The following is an 18,168-nucleotide window of genomic DNA, read 5'->3' as shown; positions in this document are numbered from 1 at the left end:
TGCGTTCCTCTATGCGTTCGACGTTGCTGGTTTTGCTCGTTTTGCTCATGCCAGGGGCCGCGGGTTCCTCTTGATGCAACGTAATGCACCGCCCCTGACGAACATGCCCGCTTGCGCGGGCATGTTTGCTGACTTCACGGTGCGCGGCTTAGCTGAGCTTGCCGTGGCACTGCTTGAACTTCTTGCCGGAGCCGCATGGGCAGGGATCGTTGCGCCCCACTTTGGCCATGCCCGCGGCTTCCGCCGCGGCGGCGTAGGCAATGCCGGCGCGCTCGGGCGCGGTGCTGCCCACGCTTTCCGCACCCTGGGTGGCCTCCTCGAACTCATCATGCTTGTACTGCACGTTGGCGAGGTGCGACAGGCCTTCCTCGATCTGCTCCGAGGCTTGCTCGAGTTCTTCCGGCGACTGGATCTGCACGTTGAAGATCACGCGCGTGACTTCCACCTTGATCACGTCCAGCAGGCGGGCGAACAGCTCGAACGACTCGCGCTTGTATTCCTGCTTGGGATCCTTCTGCGCATAGCCGCGCAGGTGGATGCCCTGGCGCAGGTGATCCAGCGCTGCCAGGTGTTCACGCCAGTGCGTGTCGATGCTTTGCAGCATCACCGAGCGCTCGAAGCCGGCAAAGGATTCGCGGCCGACCTGGTTGACCTTGGCGTCGTAACGCTCGTCGGCCGCGCGCATGATCTTGTCCAACAGCACCTCGTCCTCGATGCTCTGGGCGGCTTCGATGGTCGCGGCGAGCGGCACTTCCAGGGACCATTCCTCGCGCAGCTTGGTCTCCAGGCCCTTGATGTCCCACTGCTCTTCCATGGTGTCGGCCGGCACGTGGTCGCGGAACATCTCGACCAACACGCTCTGGCGCAGGTTCTTCACCATCTCGCCAACGTCGTGCGACTCGAGCACTTCGTTGCGCAGCTTGTAGATTTCCTTGCGCTGGTCGTTGGCAACATCGTCGTACTGCAGCAGTTGCTTGCGGATATCGAAGTTGCGGCCTTCCACCTTGCGCTGGGCGGATTCGATCGAGCGCGTGACGATGCCCGCTTCGATCGGCTCGCCTTCCGGCATCTTCAGGCGTTCCATGATGGCGCGCACGCGGTCGCCGGCAAAGATGCGCAGCAACTGGTCGTCCAGCGACAGGTAGAAGCGGGACGAGCCCGGATCGCCCTGGCGGCCGGCACGGCCGCGCAGCTGGTTGTCGATACGGCGCGACTCATGGCGCTCGGTGCCCACGATATGCAGGCCGCCGGCGGCCTTGACCTGCTCGTGCAGCGACTGCCACTCGCCTTCCAGATGGGCGATGCGCGCGGCCTTGTCGGCCTCGGACAGGCTCTCGTCGGCTTCGATGAAGCCAGCCTGCTTCTCCACGTTGCCACCCAGCACGATGTCGGTGCCCCGGCCCGCCATGTTGGTGGCGATGGTGATCATCTTGGGGCGGCCGGCCTGCGCCACGATCTCGGCTTCGCGCGCGTGCTGCTTGGCGTTGAGCACCTGGTGCGGCAGCTGGGCCTTGCCGAGCAGGCCGGATAGGTATTCCGAGGTCTCGATCGAGGTGGTGCCCACCAGCACGGGCTGGCTGCGCTCGTAGCAATCGCGGATATCGCGCACCACGGCATCGTAGCGTTCGTTCGAGGTCTTGTAGATCTGGTCCTGGAAGTCCTTGCGCTGGGCGCCACGGTTGGTGGGGATGACCACCACTTCCAGGCCGTAGATCTCCTGGAACTCGTAGGCTTCCGTATCGGCCGTGCCGGTCATGCCGGACAGCTTCTCGTACATGCGGAAGTAGTTCTGGAAAGTGATCGTCGCCAGCGTCTGGTTTTCCTGCTGGACTGTCACGCCTTCCTTGGCTTCCACTGCCTGGTGCAGGCCGTCGGACCAGCGCCGTCCGGTCATCAGGCGGCCGGTGAACTCGTCGACGATGACGACTTCGTCGTTCTGCACCACATAGTGCTGGTCGCGATGGAACAGGCTCTGCGCGCGCAGCGCGGCGTAGAGGTGATGCATCAGCGTGATGTTCTGCGGCGCGTAGAGCGATTCGCCCTCGCCGATCAGGCCTTGCTGCGCCAGGATCTCTTCCGCCTTCTCGTGGCCAGCTTCGGTCAGGTAGACCTGATGGCCCTTTTCGTCGACGAAGTAGTCGCCCGGCTTCTCGACGCCCGTGCCGTCGGCCTTTTCCTCGCCGATCTGGCGCTCGAGCAGCTTGGGCACGCCGTTCATGCGCTGGTACAGGTCGGTCTGGTTCTCCGCCTGGCCCGAGATGATCAGCGGGGTGCGCGCTTCGTCGATCAGGATCGAGTCCACCTCGTCGACGATGGCGTAGTTCAGCGGACGTTGCACGCGCTGGCCAGGGTCGTAGACCATGTTGTCGCGCAGGTAGTCGAAGCCGAACTCGTTGTTGGTGCCGTACGTGATGTCGGACGCATAGGCCGCTGCCTTCTGGTCATGTGGCATCTGCGACAGGTTCACGCCGACCGACAGGCCGAGGAAGTTGTACAGGCGCCCCATCCACTCGGCGTCACGCTGGGCCAGGTAGTCGTTGACCGTGACAACGTGCACGCCGCGGCCGGTGATGGCATTGAGGTACACCGGCAGCGTCGCGGTAAGGGTCTTGCCCTCGCCGGTGCGCATTTCAGCGATCTTGTTGTCGTTGAGCACCATGCCGCCGATCAGCTGGACGTCGAAGTGGCGCATCTTCATGATCCGCTTGCTGGCCTCGCGGCACACCGCGAAGGCCTCGGGCAGCAACGCCTCGAGCGACTCCCCGGCGGCGTGGCGCTGCCGGAAAATCTCGGTCATGCCGCGCAGGTCGTCATCCGAAAGTGCCTCGAACTTCGGTTCCAGCGCATTGATCTGCGCGACGGTCCTGCCATATTGTTTGATCAGCCGTTCATTACGGCTGCCGAAGACTTTCTTGAGAAGGCCCGTGATCATCGATTGCTTTCACCTACGCGAGTGGTACGCCGCCGTGGTACGCACTAGGGCGGCCTAGCCGCCGGCTTGGCCGGCTGCCCAGGGCGGACCGCGCGAGGAAATAGGAAGATTGGCGCAAAACGCCGAGTTTATCACGCGCGCGGGTCACGACCGGAACCTGGCGGCAGGCGAAACGCTGTGCAAACCACACCGCGCGTCCCCCACCACTTGACGGCCCGGACACAACCCGCGCATCCAATGCTTCCGACATCGGGGCAGCGCCCTGGTTCTTCAACGGATGAGATTGCGATCGGTGGGCACCGGCGCCTGCGCAACCTGGGCCGGCGCAGGCTTGGCGATGGCCAGGAAGCGATTCGGGTTTTGCGGCACACCGTCCACATGCACCTCGAAATGCAGGTGCGCGCCGGTGGCGCGCCCGGTGGAGCCTACCAGGGCGACCTGCTGGCCAGGCTTGACCAGGTCGCCGGCCTTCACCTGCAGCTTGGAGGCGTGCGCATAGCGGGTCTTGAGGCCGTTGCCGTGATCGATGTCGATCAGGTTGCCGTACTCGGGATGCCATTGCGCCGCGACCACCACGCCGCCGGCCGCCGCCATGATCGGGGTACCCGCGGGTGCCGAAAAATCCACTCCGTCATGCGGGGTGCGGCGCCCGGTGAAGGGGTCGAAGCGCCAGCCAAAGCCGGACGCGTCGTAGCCGCTCGCCACCGGCAGCACGCGCGGGACACGGCGACTCTCGCTCTGGCGATCCAGCAACGTGCTCGCCACCACGTCGAAATAGTCCGCGTGCTGCTCGGCCTGGTCCGACAGGCGCGCCAGCGCAAGCTGCAGTTCCGGCAGGCTCGACGTGCGCGACTGCGCGGACGCGGCCAGGCCGCCCCGCCCGGGCGGCTGCTGGAAGTTGAATTCCTTGGGCGCGATGCCGGCCAGCCCCGAGACCCGCTCGCCCAGCGCATCCAGCCGCACCATCCGGGCCTGGATCTCGCCCACGCGGGTGGCAAGCACATTGAGGTTGGCCCGCAGGTAAGCGTCGTCGCCCGGCGCACGGGCCGGCGTTGTGATGCCCGAGCGCGCCACGATCCAGGTCAGGGCCGACGACACCAGCGCAACGACCAGGCACAGCAACACGACGACGGCAAAGACCTTGCCCCGCGACAGGGTGAAATGGTGAACACGCGGCAGGCGGGGGTGAAGCACGATGATCTGCAAGGCGCAACTCCTTCTCATGCGAGGCCGGCGCCGGCCAGGCAGCCGCGGCGCATAAGCCGCCGCACTGACGCAAACGGCACGCTAGAATGCGCGCATGCGCATGTTTACCCATTACGCCCTCCAGACGCCCGCCGCCAAGCCGCTTAACGACTGGCTGGACAAGGCCGGCCCGGTCTCGGCCCTGATGCAGACGGCACGGGAACTGGCGGCACTGGAGGCTGAGGTGCTGTCGCTCCTGCCACGCGGACTGCAGGATGGCATCGCTGTTGCCGGCGTCAAGCAAGACGCCCGCGGCATCGGGCAAGGCCAGTCAGAGCGAACTTTACTGTTGCTTGCAGCCCATGGGGCCGCAGCGGCACGAGTTCGGCAGGTGGTTCCTACGCTACTTTCGAGACTGCAACAGCGGGGGTCGCAGATTACCGCAATCCGGGTGAGGGTACAACCGGAGGTCGGGCGGCAGAGCGATTGGGACACCGGGCCGGTGGTGAAGCCCAAGGTGGCGCGGATGTCCGCGACGGGGCTGTCCAGCCTGGACGAGTTGGCGAAGGGCTTGCCGGATTCGCCGCTGCGGGATGCGTTGAATACGCTGTTGTCGCACCATCGGTAAGGCTGCCAGGCAGCCGCCGGGCGTAAAAAAACCGGCCCTGAGGCCGGCTCTTCATGCAAGGCCGGAAGACTGGCCCCGACTCCTGCCAGGCGTTACAGGCGTTAGGCAAACGCCGGCACCAACTGCGGCAGGAAAGCCGGCGGCGCATCCTCGACGCGGTCGAACGTCACCATCTCGTAGGCTTCCTGGTCGGCCAGCAACGCCCGCAACAGCTGGTTGTTGAGCCCGTGCCCTGATTTGTTGGCGATATACGCGCCAATCAGCGGATGCCCGACCACGTACAGGTCACCGATCGCATCCAGGATCTTGTGGCGCACGAACTCGTCGCCGTAGCGCAGTTCTTCGTTGTTCAGCATGCGGTGCTCGTCGAGCACGATCGCGTTGTCCAGGCTGCCGCCGCGGGCCAGGCCCATCTCGCGCAAGGCCTCCACTTCATGGGCAAAGCCGAAGGTGCGGGCGCGGGCGATTTCGCGCACATAGCTGGTGTCGGCGAAATCGATAGCGAAGGTCTGGCCGGTCTTGTCGACCGCGGGATGGCGGAAATCGATGGTGAAAGCCAGCTTGAAGCCAAAGAAGGGCTCCAGGCGCGCCAGCTTGTCGCCTTCACGCACTTCCACGGCTTTCTTCACGCGGATGAATCGCTTGGGCGCCGATTGCTGCTCGATCTCGGCCGACTGCAGCAGGAAGACGAAAGACGCGGCGCTACCATCCATGATGGGGATTTCTTCGGCGTCGACATCCACATACAGGTTGTCGATGCCAAGGCCCGCGCAGGCGGACATCAAATGCTCCACGGTCGAGACGCGCGCGCCATCCTTCTGCAGGACCGACGCCAGGCGCGTGTCGCCAATGGCTGACGCGCTCGCGGGGATCTCGACCGCTTCTGGCAGGTCGACGCGGGTGAATACGATGCCGGTATCCACCGGGGCCGGGCGCAGCGTCAGCGTCACTTTACGGCCCGAGTGCAAACCAATGCCAACGGTCTTGACCAGGGATTTGATGGTGCGCTGTTTGAGCATGACAGTCTCAGCTATTATTAAAATCTATCAAGTACACTTTCTAATATAGCGATTTTACCATTGCTTCGTTTGCTGCGCTGCGTCACTTTGTTTCGGTGTGTTAGCACAGAAGAAATAAATCACTATAAATGATCCAAACGTCACTTATGTGGCGTGTGCTGACACATTCCCGTATTACGCGCGCAACGCAGCCAGCACGGCTTCGGCGCTGCTGACCTTGAACTCGCCGGGCGCTTCAAGCCACAGGTGAGACACCACGCCATCGTCGAGCACCATGGCGTAGCGCTTGGAGCGTACGCCCATGCCGCGCGCGGTAAGGTCTTGTTCCAGGCCCAGCCGGCGCGTCCATTCGGCGCTGCCGTCGGCCATCATGCGCACACGGCCGCCGGTGTTCTGCTCGCGGCCCCAGGCGCCCATGACAAAGGCGTCGTTGACCGATACGCACCAGATCTCGTCCACGCCGGCCGCGCGCAGCGCGTCTGCCTGCGCGACAAAACCCGGCACATGCTTGGCGGAGCAGGTCGGCGTAAAGGCGCCGGGCAGGCCGAACACCACGATCTTGCGGCCACGCGCGAGTTCCGCCGCCGAGAAGGAATTGGGCCCGAGGGCGCAGCCGCCGGTTTCGACCTCAAAGAACTCGTTCAGCGTGGCGTCCGGCACACGCGCTCCAATAGCGATCATGCTGTGTCTTCCTGTCTCGGTAAAAACCCTGTTTAGCATCATAGTGCGCCCGCCGCGGGTGCCCAAGGCGGTTCACCGCCCGTTACGTCGTCGGAATCCTCCGACAAGGCGGCGCCCGGGTTCTTGAGCAGGGAGCATCAGGCGACTCGCGCCATGTGCGCACGATGGACGCACGATGCTTACATCACTTCAGGGCGACCTTTCCTGCTGCGGGCCGCACTGTTCTTGAAATAAATCTGCGCGCCGATCTTGCGATCGACGCGCGGACGACGGCACATCCCGGCCGGGAGGGGCGGGAGACCAGTCCGGGGAGGCGGCCGGAGGCACGCCTGTCCCGGCGACGGGATGCAGCCTGAGCGCGTCAGCGAAAGTGCGGCGGGGCTGGCTGCCGCTCAGTCCGAAACCACCGGGCGGAACACGAGCGTAGGGAGCGCTTGCGTGTTTCGCTGGTCCGGGGTCACGGCCTGATGGCAACCGGCCCTGCCGGCACCTTGCCGAGGCATCTCAGTCCGCCTGCTTGCGCAGGAAGGCCGGGATGTCGTACGTATCCACGCCCTTTTCCTGCAGCGCGGCCACGTGGGCGGATGCAGACTCGCGCGAGCTGCGCCATACCGCCGGCGTGTCCAGGTTGCTGTAGTCCGGCGCGCTGCTGTGGCTTGCGCCCACGTTGTTGGTCATGTTGCCCATCATCTGCACCGGCATGTTGTCGGTACCGGTCTTGAGCAGGGTCATCGGCTGTTGCTTCTTGGCCGAACGGCCCAGGCCCGTTGCCACCACCGTCACGCGCAGTGCGTCGCCCATGGCGTCGTCATACACCGTACCGAAGATCACGGTGGCATCTTCCGCGGCGTAGCTGCGGATGGTGTTCATGACTTCCTTGGTTTCCGACAGCTTGAGCGAGCGGCTGGCGGTGATGTTGACCAGCACCCCGCGCGCGCCCGACAGGTCCACGCCTTCCAGCAGCGGGCTGGCGACAGCCTGCTCGGCAGCCAGGCGGGCGCGGTCAACGCCCGACACGGTGGCCGTGCCCATCATGGCCTTGCCCTGCTCGCCCATGACCGTCTTCACGTCTTCGAAGTCGACGTTCACCAGGCCATCGACATTGATGATCTCGGCGATGCCGGCAACCGCGTTGTGCAGCACGTCGTCGGCGCACTGGAAGCACTTGTCCATCTCGGCGTCGTCGCCCATCACTTCGAACAGCTTTTCGTTGAGCACAACGATCAGCGAATCGACGCAGGACTCCAGCTCGCCGGAACCGGCTTCCGCCACCTTGGCGCGGCGCGCGCCTTCGAACTCGAAGGGCTTGCTGACCACGCCCACGGTCAGGATGCCCATTTCCTTGGCAACCTGGGCCACGACCGGGGCAGCGCCGGTACCGGTGCCGCCGCCCATGCCGGCAGTGATGAAGACCATGTGCGCGCCGCGCAGCGAGTCGGCGATCTGCTCGCGCGCCTGATCTGCGCAGTTGCGGCCGACCTCCGGCTTGGCGCCGGCCCCCAGGCCGGTGTTGCCGAGCTGCAGCACGCGCGAAGCGCTGGAGCGCTTGAGCGCCTGCGCATCGGTGTTCATGCAGATAAATTCGACGCCTTGCACGCCACGGCTGATCATGTGCTGCACAGCGTTGCCGCCCGCGCCGCCCACGCCAATCACCTTGATGATGGTGCCGTCCTGCAATTCCGTTTCGATCATGTCAAAGTCCATCACTGCCTCCAAGAAGAATCAGCCGCCAAACGCTGCAGCCTCCCCGCCGCAACCCTTGGTTACTGAACAAGAAACCATCAAAAAACTGCGTGTTCAACGGCCTGCCCGCCATTCGGTGGACAGGCCCGCCATTCAATCCAGTGCAATCCGATCGCCTGCAACGTTCAGAAGTTGCCGACGAACCATTCCTTCATGCGGGTCCACACCTGCTTGACCGAGCCGCTCTGCACCGCCACCTTGCGGCCACGCATGCGCTGCACGCGGCCTTCGAGCAGTAGTCCCATTACGGTCGAATAGCGCGGACTCTTAACGACTTCGTGCAAATTTCCGCGATATTCAGGCACGCCGACCCGAACCGGTTTGAGGAATATGTCCTCGCCCAGTTCCACCATGCCCGGCATCATCGCCGTGCCGCCGGTGATCACCACCCCCGACGACAGCAGTTCCTCATAGCCCGATTCGCGCACCACCTGGTGCACCAGCGAGTACAACTCCTCGATACGCGGCTCGATCACCGCCGCCAGCGCCTGGCGCGACAGCGAGCGCGTGCCGCGGTCGCCAACGCCGGGGACCTCGATCATGTCTTCCGGATCGGCGATGGCCTGCTTGGCGATGCCGTACTGGATCTTGACGTCCTCGGCATCGGGCGTGGGCGTGCGCAGCGCCATGGCGATGTCGTTGGTGATCTGGTCGCCGGCGATGGGGATCACGGCCGTATGCCGGATCGCGCCTTCGCTGAAGATGGCGATATCGGTAGTGCCGCCGCCAATGTCGACCAGCACCACGCCGAGTTCCTTCTCGTCCTCGGTCAGCACTGCCAGGCTGGAAGCCAGCGGCTGCAGGATCAGGTCGTGCACTTCCAGGCCGCAGCGGCGCACGCATTTGACGATGTTCTGCGCCGCGCTGACCGCGCCGGTGACGATATGCACCTTCACTTCCAGGCGGATGCCGCTCATGCCGATCGGCTCGCGCACGTCTTCCTGGCCGTCGATGATGAATTCCTGCGTCAGGATGTGCAGGATTTGCTGATCGGTCGGGATATTGACCGCCTTGGCGGTCTCGATCACCCGGGCCACGTCGGTCTGGGTGACCTCCTTGTCCTTGATCGCCACCATGCCGCTGGAATTGAAGCTGCGGATATGGCTGCCGGCAATGCCGGTGAACACCTCGGAGATCTTGCAGTCGGCCATCAGCTCAGCCTCCTCCAGCGCACGCTGGATGGACTGCACGGTGGCCTCGATATTGACCACGACCCCTTTTTTCAGACCCTTGGACTCAGACTGGCCCATCCCGATCACTTCGTAGCTGCCGTCGGGGCGCAACTCCGCCACCACCGCGGCCACTTTGGAAGTGCCGATATCGAGACCGACCAGTAGGTCCTTGTATTCCTTGCTCATCGGTTTTTCTCCGCGTTCTTGCTCTTGAGTCGCGTCGGGTTGTTGTTCGGATTGGTGCGGGCGTTCGTACTCGCGTTGGTGCTCGTGCTTGTGCTGGAGCCAGCGGCTTTCGCCTTGGCTGCCGCCGTTGCCTGGGCATCGGTCAGGAATCGCACGTTAGCCGCGCGAATCGCGAACCCGTTGGAGTATCGCAGGTCCGCATACTCGATCTGCTTGCCCCACTGCTCCGTGACCTGGGGCCAGGCCACCACGAATCGCTTGACGCGCTGGTCCATGGCGTCGCGCTCCTCGTCATTCTGTTCACGGCCAAGCTCCACCACCATGCCGTTGGAAAGCTTGGCGCGCCAGGCATAGCGGGACGACAGCGTGACCGCCAGCGGCTCCACCTTCAGCGGCTTGAACCACTCGCGCATGACTTCGAGCTTGCCCACCACGTCGCCCTCGCTGTCCGGCGGGCCATCGAGCGCGAGCAACTGGGCATCTTCCTCGGCTTCAGCCGGATTGGCGACGAAAACTTCGCCATAAGTGTTGATCAGGCGCCCACTGTCGGCATTGCCCCACGTACCGAGGGCTTCGTGCTCCTCGACTTCGACCGCCAACCCGTTGGGCCATTCGCGCCGCACGCTGGCACGGCGTACCCAAGGCACCGACTCGAAGATCTGGCGCGCCTCGTTCAGGTCGAGCGTGAAAAAGCTCCCGGACAGCTTGCCCAGCGCGTTGGCACGCACGCTCGGCGCATTGACATGGCGCAGGGAGCCGCCTTCCATCGACGCCAGCTCGACGTGGGTAATGGCAAACACCGGCCGCTGCGCCAGCCATAGCAGGCCGGCCGCGAACGCCATCACCGCCACCAGCGCGTAGAGCGTGGAGGCGATCAGGTTAAGCAGGCGAGTGTTGTGCCACATGGCTTTGGGTTGTTCCGGTTCCGGTCAGTCAGGGTTCAGTGTTGGCTCGGTCTATGCTCAGTCGGGCTTCCAGGCCGCGCTGGGATGCAGGTCCAGCGTGGCCGCGGCAATCACCTGCATGACGAAGTCCTCGTAGCTGATGCCCACCGCGCGCGCCGCCATCGGCACCAGCGAATGGCCGGTCATGCCGGGCGAGGTATTCATCTCGAGCAGGTAAGGCTTGTTGTCGGCGCCGAGCATCACATCGGCGCGCGCCCAGCCGCGGCAACCGAGCACGCGGAAGGATTGCACCGCCAGGCGCCGGACTTCGGCTTCCACGTCGTCCGGCAGGCCCGACGGGCACAGATACTGGGTATCGTCAGTAAAGTACTTATTTTGATAGTCGTAGTTCGCGCCGGGCGCGACGATGCGGATCACCGGCAGTGCTTCGGCGGTGGCGCCCTCCCCTACGATCGGGCAGGTCAGCTCCGCGCCGTCGATGAAGGTTTCGGCGATCACGTCGTTGTCCAGCGCCGCGGCCTTTTCGAAGGCGGCGCGCATCTGGCCGGCTTCGGTCACCTTGGTCAGGCCGATGGACGAGCCCTCGCGCGCCGGCTTGACGATCAGCGGCAGGCCCAGGTCGGCCACCACGGCGTCGAAATCGGTATCGGCGTGCAGCATGGCGAAGCGCGGCGTGGGCAGCCCGTGCGTGGTCCACAGGCGCTTGGTGGCCTGCTTGTCCATGGCCAGCGCCGAGGCCAGCACGCCGCTGCCGGTATAGGGCACGCCGAGTTGCTCGAGCAGGCCCTGGATGGTGCCATCCTCGCCGTAGCGGCCATGCAGGGCAATGAAGACGCGATCGAAGCCAGCCGTGGCCAGCTCGGCCACCGACTGCAGGCCGGGATCGAAGGCATGGGCATCGACGCCGCCCGAGCGCAGCGCGGCCAGCACGCCGTTGCCCGAGAGCAGCGAGATCTCGCGTTCGGCCGAGCGGCCGCCGAGCAGCACGCCAACCTTGCCCAGCGCTTTGGGATCGATATTGGGATGGGCGACGAAGCTCATGCCTGCCCCCCAGCTTGCTGCGAAACCAGTTGTCCGGGCACGGTACCGATCGTGCCCGCGCCCATCGTCACCACCACATCGCCGGGACGCACGGCGTTCAGGATAGCCTGCGGCATTTCGTCGATCTGCTCCACAAAAACGGGTTCAACCTTGCCTGCCACGCGCAACGCGCGCGTCAGCGCGCGGCCGTCGGCGGCCACAATCGGCGCTTCGCCGGCGGCATAGACCTCGGCCAGCAGCAGCGCATCCACGGTGCCCAGCACCTTGACGAAGTCCTCGAAGCAATCGCGCGTGCGGGTATAGCGGTGCGGCTGGAACGCCAGCACCAGCCGGCGCCCCGGGAACGCACCGCGCGCGGCGGCCAGCGTCGCGGCCATCTCGACCGGATGGTGGCCGTAGTCGTCCACCAGCGTGAACGTGCCTTCGCTCTTGGCCTCGCCCCGCGCGTCGGTGCCAACGCATGCCACTTCGCCATAGCGCTGGAAGCGGCGTCCCACCCCGTGGAACTCGCGCAGCGCCTTGACGATGGCGGCGTCCGGTACTTCCAGCTCGGTGGCGATGGCAATCGCCGCCAGCGCGTTCTGGATGTTGTGCATGCCCGGCAGGTTCAGCACCACGTCCAGCGGTGCCTCGGCATGGCCGTTCAACTGGCGCAGCACGGTGAAATGCATCTGGCCGTCAACGGCGCGCGCATTGACCGCGCGAATCTGTGCATCCTCAGCAAAGCCGTAGCGCACGATCGGCTTGGACACGAACGGCATGATCTCGCGCACATTGGGGTCGTCCACGCACAGCACGGCGATGCCGTAGAACGGCAGGCGCTGGGTGAACTCCACGAACGCCTGCTTGAGCCGGGCAAAGTCATGCCCGTAGGTGTCCATGTGGTCGGCGTCGATGTTGGTGATGACCTCGATCACCGGGAACAGGTTCAGGAACGAGGCATCCGACTCGTCGGCCTCGGCCACGATGAAGTCGCCCGTGCCGAGGCGCGCGTTGGCGCCCGCCGAGTTGAGCCGGCCGCCGATCACGAAGGTGGGATCGAGCCCGCCTTCGGCCAGCACCGAGGCCACCAGGCTGGTGGTGGTGGTCTTGCCGTGCGTGCCGGCGATGGCCACGCCCTGCTTCAGGCGCATCAACTCGGCCAGCATCACCGCGCGCGGCACCACCGGGATGCGCTTGGCGCGCGCGGTCAGCACCTCGGGGTTGTCGTTGGTGACGGCAGTGGACACCACCACGGCATTGGCGCCGTTGACATTGGCAGCATCATGCCCGTGCATCACGGTCGCGCCCAGCGACGCGAGGCGCCGCGTGGCGGCATTGCTGCCCACGTCGGAACCCGAGACCTTGTATCCCAGGTTCAACAGGACCTCCGCGATGCCGCTCATGCCGGCGCCGCCGATGCCTACGAAATGGATGTTCTTGACGATGTGCTTCATGAATCCGTTGGTTCAATCCCTGGCCATCTGGCTGCAGATCTCCGCCACGCGCCGGGTCGCATCCGGCTTGGCAAGACCGCGCGCCTGATGCGCCATCTCTCTGAGTCGGGGCCGCGACAGCGAGGCCAGCGTCTGCGCCAGCCCGCTCGCGGTCAGTTCGTTCTGTTGGACCAGCAAGGCGGCATCCTGGGCCGAGAGGAATTGCGCATTGGTGGTCTGGTGGTCATCGACCGCATGCGGGAACGGCACGAATAGTGCCGCCACGCCTGCCGCCGCCACCTCCGACACGGTCATTGCGCCCGCGCGGCAGATCACCAGATCCGCCTGCGCGTATGCCGCCGCCATGTCGTCGATAAAAGGCAATGTTTCCGCCGCCACGCCGGCGGCCTGGTAGTTGGCGCGCAGCGCGTCGATCTGCTTCGCGCCGGCCTGGTGCTTGACCAGCGGGCGCTCGTCTTGCGGCAGCAGCGCCAGCGCCTTCGGCACGACTTCATTGAGCGCCGCCGCGCCCAGGCTGCCGCCCACCACCAGCAGCCGCAACGGGCCGGTGCGGCTGTCGTAGCGCGCCTCGGGCGCCGGCATGTGCGCCACTTCGTCGCGCACCGGGTTGCCGGTCCACTCACTGTCCGGCAGGGCATTGGGGAAGGCGCACAGCACCCGGTCCGCGACCTTGGCCAGCACCTTGTTGGCCAGCCCGGCAATCGAATTCTGCTCGTGCAGCACCAGCGGCCGCCCCAGCAGCGAGGCCATCATGCCGGCGGGGAACGTAATATAGCCGCCCATGCCCAGCACCACGTCAGGCCGCACCCGGCGCAGCGCCTGCAGGCTTTGCCAGAAGGCGCGCAGCAGGTTCAGCGGCAGCAGCAGCATGGTCAGCGGGCCTTTGCCACGCAGTCCGCCAAACTGGATGAACTCCATCGGGATGTCGTACTTGGGCACCAGCGTGGCTTCCATGCCGGTGCGGTTGCCCAGCCATACCACCCGCCAGCCCTGCTCACGCAGCGCACGCGCGACCGCCAGCCCGGGGAAGACATGCCCCCCGGTGCCGCCAGCCATCACGAGCAAGGTGCGCGGTGCGGTCATACCTTCCCTCCGCGCATCATTGGATGGTTCTGGCTACGGCCGCTGCGCTTAACTTCCTGCTTACGCAGGAAGTTAGCCTCCGCCGGAACCAGGTGATGCTGCGCTACGGTCATACCTTCCCTCCGCGCATCATCACCCGGTTCTCATAGTCAATCCGCAGCAGGATCGCCAGCGCCACGCAGTTCATCAGGATGCCCGAGCCGCCGTAGCTCACCAGCGGCAAGGTCAGCCCCTTGGTGGGCAGCAGGCCCAGGTTCACGCCCATATTGATAAAGGTCTGCCAGCCTACCCAGATGCCGATGCCCTTGGCCACCAAGCCGGCAAAGGTACGGTCGAGCTGCAGCGCGGTGCGGCCGATGCCAAAGGCGCGGCGCACCATCCAGTAGAACAGGACGATCACCACCAGTACGCCCACAAAGCCGAATTCCTCGCCAATCACGGCGAGGATGAAGTCGGTGTGCGCCTCCGGCAGGTAGTGCAGCTTCTCGATGCTGCCGCCCAGCCCCACCCCGGTCCACTCGCCGCGACCGAAGGCGATCAGCGAGTGGGTGAGCTGGTAGGCCTTGCCGAGCGCGTTGGCTTCTTCCCACGGGTTGAGATACGCGAAGATCCGCTCGCGCCGCCAGGGCGACGCCGTGATCAGCAGCGCGAAGGCGCCCACCGCCACGCCGACCAGGCCGGCGAACAGCTTGCCGTTGATGCCGCCGAGGAAGAGGATGCCCATGGCGACAGTGGCCACCACCAGGAAGGCGCCCATGTCGGGCTCCAGCAGCAGCAGCATGCCCACCACCACCACCGCCACGCCCATCGGCAGGAAGCCCTTGCCCACGTTCTGCATCCACTCCTGCTTGCGCACGGTGTAGTTGGCGGTGTACAGCACCACCGCCAGCTTCATGAACTCGGACGGCTGGAAGTTCATGATGCCCAGCGGAATCCAGCGCCGCGCGCCATTCACGCCCTTGCCCACGAACGGCACCAGCACGATGATCAGCATCACCAGCGCGATCACGAACAGCTTGGGCGCGTACTTGTCCCAGAACTTGACCGGGATCTGGAAGGCCAGCAGGCCCATGGACAGCCCGATGAACAGCGCGAATGCGTGCCGCGCGAGGAAGTGGCTCTCGCGGTAGTTGGCGTAGCGCGGCGAGTCAGGCAGCGCGATCGAGGCCGAATAGACCATCACCAGGCCAAGCGCGAGCAGCACGATCGCCACCCACAGCAGCGGCTGGTCGTACTCCATCATGCGCGAGCGCGTTGGCTTGACGCCGGACACCGCATCGCGCAAGCCGCCCCAGGCGTTGCCGATGGTGGCCCCGATAAAGCCGCTGCGCTTGACCTGTGCGTCGCTCATGGCACGATCCCCCTGGACATCGCCAGTTCTTCCACCGCGGCGCAAAAGACTTCGGCGCGGTGCACATAGTTACGGAACATGTCGAGGCTGGCGCAAGCCGGCGACAGCAGCACGGCGTCGCCGCCCTGCGCCGCACTGGCGGCCAGCGTCACGGCCTGCTCCAGCGTGGCGGCATCAGCCAGCGTGACGCCGGTGTCCTGCAACGCACGGCGCAGCTCGCCCGCATCCTTGCCGATCAGCACCACGGCGCGCGCATACTGCGCCACCGGCGCGGCCAGCGGCGAGAAATCCTGGCCCTTGCCTTCCCCGCCGGCAATCAGCACGACACGCTTGTCCAGGCCCGACAAGGCAGCGACGGTGGCGCCCACATTGGTGCCCTTGCTGTCATCGAAGAACTCGACGTCATCCACCGTGGCGACCCACTCCACGCGGTGCGGCTCGCCGCGGTACTCGCGCAGGCCGTGCAGCAACGCGTTCAGCGGCAGGTCGATGGCACGGCACAGCGCCAGCGCGGCCATGGCGTTGGTAGCGTTGTGCATGCCGCGGATATGTAGTGCGTCGGCCGGCATCAGGCGCTTGTGGCGTACCGGCATGGCTTCCACGCTGTCGGAGGCCGCGGCCTTGCGGCGACGCGGCTTGTTCTCGCCCTCGGCTTCGCCATCGGGCTCGGCCACCACCAGCCAGGGCATGCCGCCCTCGCGCTGGATGCCGAAGCTGCCCGGGAACTCGGGCAGATCGGTGCCGAAGGTCACCGGCGCGCTGGCCGGCCGTGCCATGTCAAGGCTCGTGCGATCGTTGCGGTTCAGGATCTGCACGCAGCCGGTTTCGCCGGGCGCCGGCGCCGGGCCGAAGATCCGTGCCTTGGCGGCGGCATAGGCTTCCATGCTGCCGTGCCAGTCCAGGTGGTCCTGGGTGATATTGAGCACCGTGGCGGCATGCGGCGCCAGCGTGTGCGTGGTCTCCAGCTGGAAGCTCGACAGCTCCAGCACCCAGACCTCGGGCAGCGTGGCCGAGGCGATGCAGGCGGACAGCTTGTCCAGCGCCGACGGGCTGATATTGCCCGCCACCGCCACGCTCTTGCCGGCGCGCTCAACAAGGCGGCCGGTCAGCGCGGTGGTGGTGGTCTTGCCGTTGGTGCCGGTGATGGCCAGCAGCTTCGGCGCGTAGCCCGACTCTGCCTGCATGTGCGCCAGCGCACGCGCGAACAGCTCGATCTCGCCCCATACTGGAATCCCACGCTCGCGCGCCGCAGCCAGCAACGCGGCGGTATCGCTCTCCAGCGGCGACAGGCCGGGGCTGATCGTCACCAGTTCGATGCCGTCCAGCAGTGCTTCAGTCAGGACACCGCCATGAAATTCTGCCGAAGGCAGCTCGGCTTGCAGGAAGACCAGGTTGGCAGGAGCCTCGCGCGTGTCGGCAACGCGCACGGGGGCACCATACAGGCCGCACCAGCGCGCCATCGCCAGCCCCGATTCACCGAGGCCCAGCACCAGCACATGAGGTTTTTGCAACTCGCCAAACACTTCGATTCCCGCCTTTCTCGTTACTGCGTTGATAGATATGCGCCGGTTCAGCGCAACTTGAGCGACGACAGCCCGATCAGCACCAGCAGCATGGTGATGATCCAGAAGCGCACCGTCACCTGCGTTTCCTTCCAGCCCGACAATTCAAAGTGGTGATGCAGCGGCGCCATCTTGAACAACCGCCTGCCCTCGCCGTAGCGCCGCTTGGTGATCTTGAACCAGCCCACCTGCAGCATCACCGACAGCGTTTCCACCACGAAGATGCCGCCCATCACGAACAGCACGATCTCCTGGCGCACGATCACCGCCACCGTGCCCAGCGCGCCGCCCAGCGCCAGCGCACCGACGTCGCCCATGAACACCTGGGCCGGGTGGGCGTTGAACCAGAGGAAGGCCAGGCCCGCCCCCGCCAGCGCCGAACAGAAGATCAGCAACTCGCCGGCCCCGGGAATATGCGGGAACAGCAGGTACTTGCTGTAGACCGAACTCCCCATCACGTAGGCAAACACGCCCAGGCCGCTGCCGACCAGCACCACCGGCATGATCACCAGGCCGTCCAGGCCATCGGTCAGGTTCACCGCGTTGCTCGAGCCCACGATCACCAGGTAGGTCAGCACGATGAAGCCGGCCACGCCCAGCGGATAGCTCACTTCCTTGAAGAAGGGCACGATCAGGTTGGACTTGTAAGGCATATCGAGCGACAAACCGCCTTCGACCCAGCCCAGGAACAGGTCCCACACCCGCACATTGCTGCTTTCCGACACCGAAAACGCCAGGTAGACCGCGGCCACCAGGCCGATCAGGGTCTGCCAGAAAAACTTCTCGCGGCTCGACATGCCGCGCGGATCGCGATAGACCACCTTGCGGTAGTCATCCACCCAGCCGATCGCGCCGTAGCCCAGGGTCACCAGCATCACGACCCAGATAAAGCGGTTGCCCCAGTCGCACCAGAGCAACGTGGAGATGGCGATCGACACCAGCACCAGCACGCCGCCCATGGTGGGCGTGCCGGCCTTGACCAGGTGCGACTGCGGGCCGATGGTGCGCACCGCCTGGCCGATCTTCAGTTCGGTCAGCTTGCGGATCACCCACGGCCCAAGGCCGAGCCCGATCAAAAGCGCGGTGAGGTTGGCCATCACCGCGCGGAAGGTCAGGTAGTTGAAGACCCGCAGGAAGCTGTAGTCGTTTTGCAGCCACTGGGCCAGAGCCAATAACATCGTGTTTCCGTATTCCTTTCGACAACCGCCCGGCGGTGCCGGGCTATCTGATTGATTAACTAACCG

14 protein-coding genes are annotated in these 18,168 nt (G+C 65.4%); 1 reads left to right on the top strand and 13 read right to left on the bottom strand.

What is annotated here, in order from left to right; translation table 11 throughout:
* Positions 1-148 precede the first annotated feature (148 nt).
* Together secA and ACGLHR_RS24790 are read right to left on the bottom strand one after the other, a co-directional pair.
* Positions 149-2,932 (bottom strand): preprotein translocase subunit SecA, encoded by a 2,784-nt coding sequence (secA, locus tag ACGLHR_RS24795; protein ID WP_400096749.1) that lies wholly within the window; start codon positions 2,930-2,932, stop codon positions 149-151.
* A 270-nt stretch (positions 2,933-3,202) separates the two neighbouring features.
* The gene (locus ACGLHR_RS24790) at positions 3,203-4,138 is read right to left on the bottom strand and encodes a M23 family metallopeptidase (RefSeq protein ID WP_400096748.1); all 936 of its coding nucleotides are present in this window, start codon (positions 4,136-4,138) and stop codon (positions 3,203-3,205) included.
* A 94-nt stretch (positions 4,139-4,232) separates the two neighbouring features.
* Here ACGLHR_RS24790 and ACGLHR_RS24785 point away from each other — a divergent pair, with 94 nt between their 5' ends.
* Positions 4,233-4,745: a DciA family protein gene (locus tag ACGLHR_RS24785; protein ID WP_267604508.1), complete on the top strand. Its 513-nt coding sequence runs from the start codon at positions 4,233-4,235 to the stop codon at positions 4,743-4,745.
* Between the two features lie 101 nt (positions 4,746-4,846).
* Here the strand turns inward: ACGLHR_RS24785 and lpxC are convergent, their stop codons facing one another.
* The 11 genes from lpxC to mraY form a co-directional block, all read right to left on the bottom strand.
* Positions 4,847-5,764, bottom strand: a complete 918-nt coding sequence (lpxC, locus tag ACGLHR_RS24780) for a UDP-3-O-acyl-N-acetylglucosamine deacetylase (protein WP_267604509.1) — start codon at positions 5,762-5,764, stop codon at positions 4,847-4,849.
* A 174-nt stretch (positions 5,765-5,938) separates the two neighbouring features.
* Positions 5,939-6,445: a peroxiredoxin gene (locus ACGLHR_RS24775; RefSeq protein WP_006162526.1), complete on the bottom strand. Its 507-nt coding sequence runs from the start codon at positions 6,443-6,445 to the stop codon at positions 5,939-5,941.
* A gap of 504 nt (positions 6,446-6,949) precedes the next feature.
* Entirely contained in the window at positions 6,950-8,149 is a 1,200-nt protein-coding gene (gene ftsZ / locus ACGLHR_RS24770; RefSeq protein WP_267604510.1) for a cell division protein FtsZ, read from the bottom strand.
* A gap of 164 nt (positions 8,150-8,313) precedes the next feature.
* On the bottom strand, positions 8,314-9,546 hold the full coding sequence (gene ftsA / locus ACGLHR_RS24765) for a cell division protein FtsA (protein WP_035875601.1): 1,233 nt from the start codon (positions 9,544-9,546) through the stop codon (positions 8,314-8,316).
* Positions 9,543-10,451, bottom strand: coding sequence for a cell division protein FtsQ/DivIB (locus tag ACGLHR_RS24760; RefSeq protein WP_400096747.1), 909 nt, complete (start codon positions 10,449-10,451; stop codon positions 9,543-9,545). Before ACGLHR_RS24760 ends, ftsA begins: the two co-directional genes overlap by 4 nt.
* Before the next feature lie 57 nt (positions 10,452-10,508).
* Entirely contained in the window at positions 10,509-11,492 is a 984-nt protein-coding gene (locus ACGLHR_RS24755; RefSeq protein ID WP_400096746.1) for a D-alanine--D-alanine ligase, read from the bottom strand.
* The gene (gene murC, locus ACGLHR_RS24750) at positions 11,489-12,928 is read right to left on the bottom strand and encodes a UDP-N-acetylmuramate--L-alanine ligase (protein ID WP_400096745.1); all 1,440 of its coding nucleotides are present in this window, start codon (positions 12,926-12,928) and stop codon (positions 11,489-11,491) included. Before murC ends, ACGLHR_RS24755 begins: the two co-directional genes overlap by 4 nt.
* A 12-nt stretch (positions 12,929-12,940) precedes the next feature.
* Entirely contained in the window at positions 12,941-14,011 is a 1,071-nt protein-coding gene (murG, locus tag ACGLHR_RS24745) for an undecaprenyldiphospho-muramoylpentapeptide beta-N-acetylglucosaminyltransferase (RefSeq protein ID WP_400096744.1), read from the bottom strand.
* Between the two features lie 109 nt (positions 14,012-14,120).
* Entirely contained in the window at positions 14,121-15,362 is a 1,242-nt protein-coding gene (gene ftsW, locus ACGLHR_RS24740; RefSeq protein ID WP_267604514.1) for a putative lipid II flippase FtsW, read from the bottom strand.
* Complete coding sequence (gene murD / locus ACGLHR_RS24735) at positions 15,359-16,885, bottom strand: UDP-N-acetylmuramoyl-L-alanine--D-glutamate ligase (protein ID WP_400096743.1); 1,527 nt, start codon at positions 16,883-16,885, stop codon at positions 15,359-15,361. The genes ftsW and murD overlap by 4 nt, the downstream gene beginning before the upstream one ends.
* Before the next feature lie 47 nt (positions 16,886-16,932).
* Positions 16,933-18,102, bottom strand: coding sequence for a phospho-N-acetylmuramoyl-pentapeptide-transferase (gene mraY / locus ACGLHR_RS24730; protein ID WP_017227540.1), 1,170 nt, complete (start codon positions 18,100-18,102; stop codon positions 16,933-16,935).
* Positions 18,103-18,168 lie beyond the last annotated feature (66 nt).

The sequence above is a fragment of the Cupriavidus sp. CuC1 genome, assembly GCF_044627735.1.
Classification (GTDB): Bacteria; Pseudomonadota; Gammaproteobacteria; order Burkholderiales; family Burkholderiaceae; genus Cupriavidus; species Cupriavidus ulmosensis.
The sequence above is the reverse complement of the archived record's forward strand: the minus strand, read 5'-3'. Positions and strand labels throughout refer to the sequence as shown.